The following is a 6,865-nucleotide window of genomic DNA, read 5'->3' as shown; positions in this document are numbered from 1 at the left end:
GCCCGTGTCGTGCATCTTCGGGATCGCGTCCAGCAGCATGCGCGTGTAGGGGTGGCGCGGCTGCGCGAACAGCTGGTGCTTGCCGGCGAGTTCCACCAGGCGGCCCAGGTACATCACGCCGACCTGGTCGCTCACGTGGCGCACGACGGCCAGGTTGTGCGAAATGAACAGGTAGGTCAGGCCGTGCTGCCGCTGCAGGTCCTTCATGATGTTGAGGACCTGCGCCTGCACGCTGACGTCGAGCGCCGAGGTGGGCTCGTCGCAGACCAGGAACTCCGGGTGGGTGGCGAGCGCGCGCGCGATCGAGATGCGCTGGCGCTGCCCGCCGGAGAACTGGTGCGGGAACTTGACCATGTCCAGCGGGCTGAGGCCCACGGACGTCAGCAGCTCGCCGACGCGGTCCTTCAGCTCGCCAGCCTGGGTGATCAGCCCGTGCTCCTTGAGCGGCTCGCCCACGATGTCCTGCACGCGCCAGCGCGGGTTCAGGCTCGCGTACGGGTCCTGGAAGATCATCTGGATGCGCCGGCGCAGCGCCCTCCCCTCCTTCGCGCGGAAGGCGGCATGCGCATCCTGGCCGTCGAAGCGGAAGCTGCCGCGGGTGGGCGGGTAGAGGCCCACCAGCAGGCGCGCCACCGTGCTCTTGCCGCAGCCGGATTCGCCGACCAGGGCGAGCGTCTGGCCCTTCTCGATGCTGAAGCTGACGCCGTCCACCGCGTGCAGCAGCTGGCGCGGCTTGCGTTCCAGGACGCGATTGAGCCAGGGGGCGGAGACGTCGAAGGTCTTGGCGAGGTCGGTGGCCTGGACGAGGGGGGTGGTCGCGGAGGCACCCCTCACCCCGGCCCTCTCCCCGGAGGGGAGCGGGAGGGAAGACAGGTCCTCGGCCGGCATGACGCTGCTCACGTCGCCACCTCCACGTCGTGCAGCCAGCACGCCGCCTGCGTCGCGCCCGCATGCAGCAGCTCCGGCCGCTCGCGCGTGCAGCGGTCGAACACGCGCGGGCAGCGCGGGTTGTAGGCGCAGCCGCTCGGGATGGCGTTCAGGCGCGGCATCGCGCCGTCGATCTGGTTCAGGCGCTCGCGGTCCGTTTCCATGTCGGGGATCGAGGCCATCAGCCCCAGGGTGTAGGGGTGCGCCGGCGTGTTGATCACCTCGTGCACCGGCCCGATCTCGGCGATGCGGCCGGCGTACATCACGGCGACGCGGTCGCAGGTCTCGGCGATCACGCCCATGTCGTGCGTGATCAGCATGACGGCGGCGCCGCGGTCGCGGCAGACGCGCTGCAGCAGCTGGATGATCTGCGCCTGGATCGACACGTCCAGCGCCGTCGTCGGCTCGTCCGCCACGATCAGCTTGGGCTCGGCGGCCAGCGCCAGCGCGATCACCACGCGCTGCCGCATGCCGCCCGAGAACTGGTGCGGATAGTGGTCGATGCGCTGCGCGGCGGCGGGGATGCCGGTGTCCTCCAGCAGGCCGATGGCGCGCCGCCGCGCCTCGTCGGCGCTCACCGGCAGGTGGGCCTGGATGGTCTCGACCAGCTGCCGGCCGATCGTGTAGAGCGGGTTGAGCGAGGTCAGCGGATCCTGGAAGATGGCGCCGATCTTGCGGCCCCGGATGTGGCGCATGCGCTCGAAGGGCAGGTTGTCGATGCGCTCGCCCTCCAGCAGGATGCGGCCGGAAGCGATGCGCCCCGGCGGCTCCAGCAGGCCGATGATGGCGGCGCCGGTGAGCGACTTGCCCGCGCCCGACTCGCCCACCACGCCCAGGATCTCGCCCGGGGCGATCTCGAAGGAGATGCGGTCCAGCGCGCGCAGCGTGCCGCGGCGCGTGGGGAATTCGACCACCAGGTCCTGGACTTGCAGCAGGCTCATCGCAGTCTCGGGTTCAGCGCGTCGCGCAGCCAGTCGCCCAGCAGGTTCACCGACAGCACGATCAGGATCAGCATGACGGCGGGGAAGACGGTGATCCACCACTCGCCGGAGAACAGGTAGTTGTTGCCGACCTGGATCAGCGTGCCCAGCGAGGGCGAGGTGGGCGGCACGCCCACGCCCAGGAAGGACAGGGTCGCCTCCGTGATGATGGCGGTGGCGATCTGCACGGTCGCCAGCACCATCACGGGGCCGGTCACGTTGGGCAGCACGTGCCGCAGCATGATGCGCAGCGGCGCCACGCCCGTCACGCGCGCGGCTTGCACGTATTCCTTGTTGCGCTCCACCAGCGTGGAGCCGCGCACGGTGCGCGCGTACTGCACCCAGCCGCTGAGCGTGATCGCCAGGATCAGCACGCCGAAGGCCACCGTGTTGTGCGCGTGCGGGAACAGCGCGCGGCCGACGCCGGCGATCAGCAGCGCGATCAGGATCGCGGGGAAACTGAGCATCACGTCGCACAGGCGCATCAGGAAGCCGTCGATCCAGCCGCCGCGGAAGCCGGCCAGCAGCCCGAGGGCCACGCCGATCACCATCGACAGCACGACCGACACGACGCCGACGGCCAGCGAGATGCGCGCCCCGTACATCAGGGCCGAGAGGATGTCGCGGCCCTGGTCGTCGGTGCCCAGGAGATAGGTCCGGTTGCCGCCTTCCTGCCAGGCGGGCGGCAGGCGCGCGTCGCCCAGCACCAGCGTGGTCAGGTCGAAGGGGTTGTGCGGCGCCACCCAGTCGGCGAACACGGCGCAGAAGACGCAGGTGAACGCGATCAGGGCGGCGGCGATCGCCACCGGGGAAGTGCGGAAGCTGTAGCCGACGTCACCGTCGAACCAGCGGGCGAGGACTGCTTTCATGCGAGGAGGTGGGGGGGGGGGGGGGGGGGGGGGAAACCCCTTTTCCTTTTTTCCTGGCTGCCCCACCCTTCCCCCCCCCCCCCCCCTCCCCCCCCCCCCCCCCCCCCCCCCCCCCCCCCCCCCCCCCCCCCCCCCCCCCCCCCCCCCCCCCCCCCCCCCCCCCCCCCCCCCCCCCCCACCGCTTTCAGGCTACTTCTTGACGCTGATCCACTTGAAGGGCATGTAGTTGTCGGCCCGTTGCGTGATGTCGATCTTCTTGCTGGTGCCCCAGGCCAGGGCCTGCTGGTGCAGCGGCAGGTGGCCGATGTCGTCCTGGTGGATCTTCATCGCCTCGTGGATCATCGCGTCGCGCTTGGCCTTGTCGGTCTCCGACTGGATCTGCTTGATCAGCTGCGACTGCTTGGGGTTGCAGTACGAGCCCAGGTTGAACTGGCCGGCGCCCGACTCGTCCGGGCAGGCCATCAGCGCGTTCAGCGCGTCGTGGGCGTCGTACGTGCTGGGCGTCCAGCCGAGCAGGTAGAAGCTGGTGTCCCGGCGCAGGATCTTCGGGAAGTAGGTGCCCTTGGTCTCGGCGGCCAGGTTGATCTTCACGCCGATGCGCGACAGGTTGGCGGCCACGGCCTGGCAGATCCGCGCGTCGTTGACGTAGCGGTCGTTCGGGCAGTTCATCGTCACCTCGAAGCCGTTCGGGTAGCCGGCGTCGGCCAGCAGCTTCTTGGCGGCATCCGGGTCGTAGGGCAGGCGCTTGTTCATCGCCGGGTCGAAGCCGTTGACGCCCGGGCCGATCATCAGGGCCGTCGGCTTGGAGGCGCCGCGCATCACGGTCTTGTGGATGCCCTCGATGTCGATGGCCTGGTAGAAGGCCTGGCGCACCCGCTTGTCCTTGAACGGGTTCTTGCCCTTGACGCTGGAATACAGCAGCTCGTCGCGCTTCTGGTCCATGCCCAGGAAGATCGTGCGCAGCTCGGGGCCGGCCAGCACGCGGGCGTTGGAGGACGCGTTGATGCGCGCGACGTCCTGCACCGGCACCGGCTCCATCACGTCCACTTCGCCCGAGAGCAGCGCGGCGACGCGGGTGGCGTCGTTGCCGATGGGCGTGAAGATGACTTCCTGGACGTTGCCGTCGATCTTGCCCCAGTAGTTGCCGTTGCGCACGAAGGTCGTGCGCACGCTCGGCTGGCGCTCGCGCAGGCGGAACGGGCCCGTGCCGTTGGCGCGGAACGAAGCCGCGTTCTCGATGCCCTTGCGGCGGTCCACCGGGTGCGTGGCCTGGTTCGCCTCGCACCACTTCTTGCTCATGATGTAGGTCGTCGTGAGCTGGTTGGGCAGGATGGGGAACGGCGACTTGGTCTCGATCTCGACGGTGTGCGAATCGATCTTGCGGACCTGCTTGATGTCGTTGACGTTGCTCTTGAGGTCCGAGCCTTCGCCGGCGGCGCGCTGGAACGAGAACACCACGTCGTCGGCGGTGAACGGCGTGCCGTCGTGGAACTGCACGCCCTTGCGCAGTTCGAAGCGCCACACGGTCGGCGAGGTCTGCTTCCAGGAGGTGGCGAGCGCGGGGACCAGGCTGAGGTCCTTGCCGCGGCCGACCAGGCCCTCGTAGATGTTGCCGGTGACGGACAGCTGCAGCGACTCGTTGAGCGAGTGCGGGTCCATGGAGAGCGCGTCGCCCTGGTCGGCCACGCGCACGGTCTGCGCCTGCGCGAAGGCCGCGCAGGCAAGGAGCGCCGCGGCGGCGAGCAACTGGGTCTTCGTTTTCATGGTCGGAACTCCTTCTGGTGGAAGTGGATGCCCTGGGTGAAAAACGTCCGCGGCCGCCTACGCGGCGGCCAGCGGCATGCCTTGTTCGACCAGGCTGGCGTGCAGCGCGGAGCCGAGCGGCAGGATGTCGTCGTTGAAGTCGTAGCGGGCCATGTGCAGCATGCCGCTGCCCTCGCCGCCCTGGCCGATGCGCAGGTAGGCACCGGGCTTGACCTGCAGCATGAAGGAGAAGTCCTCGGCGCCCATGCTGGGCTCCATGTCGCGCACCACGTTCTCGGGGCCGACCAGCGACTCGGCCACGTCGGCGGCGAATTCCGTCTCGCGCGCCGTGTTGATGGTGGCCGGGTAGATGCGTTCGTAGTTCACCGTGGCGGTGGCGCCGAAGCCGAGCGCGACGGCGCTGCACAGCTCGTTCAGGCGGCGCTCCACCATGTCCTGCACTTCCGGGCGGAAGGTGCGCACGGTGCCGACCAGCGTGGCCTTGCCCGGGATCACGCTCATCGCGTGCAGGTCGCCGGCCTGCATGGCGCACAGGCTGATGACGGCGCCGTCGACCGGCTTGACGTTGCGCGAGACGATGCTCTGCACCGCCGTGATGATGTGCGCGGCGACCAGCACCGGGTCGATCGCGAGGTAGGCGTGGGCGCCGTGGCCGCCCTTGCCGGTGATCTCGATCGTGATGCGGTCGGCGGCGGCCATCATGGCCTGGTGGCGGATGCCGAAGCAGCCGGGCTTGAGCCCCGGCCAGTTGTGCATGGCGTAGACCGCCTCCACCGGGAAGCGCTGGAACAGGCCGTCCTCGATCATCGCCTTGGCGCCGGCGAAGCCTTCCTCGCCGGGCTGGAAGATCAGCACCGCGGTGCCGTCGAAGTTGCGCGTCTCGGCGAGGTAGCGCGCCGCGCCCACCAGCATGGCGACGTGGCCGTCGTGGCCGCAGCCGTGCATCATCCCGTGGCGCGCGGACTTCCAGGGGAAGTCGTTGCCCTCGGTCATGGTCAGGGCGTCCATGTCGGCCCGCAGGCCGATCATGCGGCCCGAGGTGTTGGCGCGTCCGCGGACCAGGCCGACCACGCCGGTCTTGCCGATGCCGGGGTGGATCTCGTCGACGCCGCACAGGCGCAGGGCCTCCTGCACGCGGGCGGAGGTGTAGACCTCCTCGAAGCCCAGCTCGGGGTGGGCGTGCAGGTCGCGCCGCAGCGCGGTGAGCTCGGGGTGGTACTGCGCGATGTGCGCGAAGGGCCGCGCGTGCGCGAGCCGCGGGTTGGCGGCGGGGGCCAGCATCAATGTCCTCCCGCCGTGCCCACGCGCAGGCGCGGGTCGACGGCGAAGTAAAGCAGGTCGACGACCAGGTTGATCACGACGAAGATCAGGGCGATCAGGCACAGGTAGGCGGCCATGACCGGGATGTCGGCGAAGGTCACGGCCTGGATGAACAGCAGGCCCATGCCGGGCCACTGGAACACGGTCTCGGTGATGATCGCGAAGGCGATCAGGCCGCCCAGTTGCAGGCCGGTGATCGTCATCACGGGCACCAGCGTGTTCTTCAGCGCGTGGCCGAAGTGGATGGCGCGGTTCGGCAGGCCGCGGGCGCGGGCGAACTTGATGTAGTCGGTGCGCAGCACCTCCAGCATCTCCGCGCGCACCAGGCGCAGGATCAGCGTGAGCTGGAAGATCGCCAGCGTGATCGCGGGCAGCACGATGTGCTCCCAGCCGTCGCGCGTGAGCAGGCCGGTGCTCCACCAGCCCACCTGCACCGTCTCGCCGCGGCCGAAGCTGGGGAACCAGCCGAGGGTGACGGAGAAGATCAAAATCAGCAGGATGCCGATCAGGAAGGTCGGCAGCGACACGCCCAGCAGCGAGACCGTCATGAACAGCTGGCTGGCGAAGGTGCCGCGGCGCAGCGCCGCGTACACGCCCATGGGGATGCCCACCAGCAGCGCGAGCAGCGCCGCCAGGATGGACAGCTCGAAGGTGGCCGGGAAGCGCTCGCCCAGCAGGCGCGAGACCTTGGCGCCCAGGCGCAGGCTCAGGCCGAACTCGCCCTGCGCCGCGTTCATGAGGAAGTGCCAGAACTGGACGAAGAAGGGCTGGTCCAGCCCCAGCGCGGAACGCAGCTCCCGGATCTGCTGCGGACTGGCGTCCTGCCCCAGCATGAAGACGACGGGATCACCCACGTACTGGAACAGCAGGAACGCGATGAACGCGACCGCCACCATGACCACCAGGGCCTGGAACAAGCGGCGCAGGATGAAGGCAAACATGGGTCGTCAGGCAAAGGGCTGCCGATGCTAGCATCGCCCTCCCCTGCGGCCGTAGGGGGGTTTC

General features: G+C 69.6%; 6 protein-coding genes. All 6 read right to left on the bottom strand.

Annotated elements, in window-relative coordinates; all coding sequences use genetic code 11:
* Positions 1–834, bottom strand: an 834-nt coding sequence (locus ACY0MJ_RS21865; RefSeq protein WP_462640672.1) for an ABC transporter ATP-binding protein, incomplete at its 3' end; no start/stop codon positions are given.
* 62 nt (positions 835–896) lie between these two features.
* Positions 897–1,868 carry an ABC transporter ATP-binding protein gene (locus tag ACY0MJ_RS21860; protein ID WP_462640671.1) on the bottom strand — a complete coding sequence of 324 codons (972 nt, stop codon included), beginning with the start codon at positions 1,866–1,868 and terminating at the stop codon, positions 897–899.
* Complete coding sequence (locus ACY0MJ_RS21855; protein WP_462640670.1) at positions 1,865–2,776, bottom strand: ABC transporter permease; 912 nt, start codon at positions 2,774–2,776, stop codon at positions 1,865–1,867. The genes ACY0MJ_RS21860 and ACY0MJ_RS21855 overlap by 4 nt, the downstream gene beginning before the upstream one ends.
* A gap of 189 nt (positions 2,777–2,965) precedes the next feature.
* Positions 2,966–4,540 carry an ABC transporter substrate-binding protein gene (locus tag ACY0MJ_RS21850; protein WP_462640669.1) on the bottom strand — a complete coding sequence of 525 codons (1,575 nt, stop codon included), beginning with the start codon at positions 4,538–4,540 and terminating at the stop codon, positions 2,966–2,968.
* 57 nt (positions 4,541–4,597) lie between these two features.
* Positions 4,598–5,821: a M20 aminoacylase family protein gene (locus tag ACY0MJ_RS21845; protein ID WP_462640668.1), complete on the bottom strand. Its 1,224-nt coding sequence runs from the start codon at positions 5,819–5,821 to the stop codon at positions 4,598–4,600.
* Positions 5,821–6,801: an ABC transporter permease gene (locus tag ACY0MJ_RS21840; protein WP_462640667.1), complete on the bottom strand. Its 981-nt coding sequence runs from the start codon at positions 6,799–6,801 to the stop codon at positions 5,821–5,823. The genes ACY0MJ_RS21845 and ACY0MJ_RS21840 overlap by 1 nt, the downstream gene beginning before the upstream one ends.
* Positions 6,802–6,865: the final 64 nt, after the last annotated feature.

This window comes from Ramlibacter sp. bp-362 (genome assembly GCF_054956735.1).
Note: the sequence above shows the minus strand (reverse complement) of the source record. Positions and strands in the feature narration are given on the sequence as shown.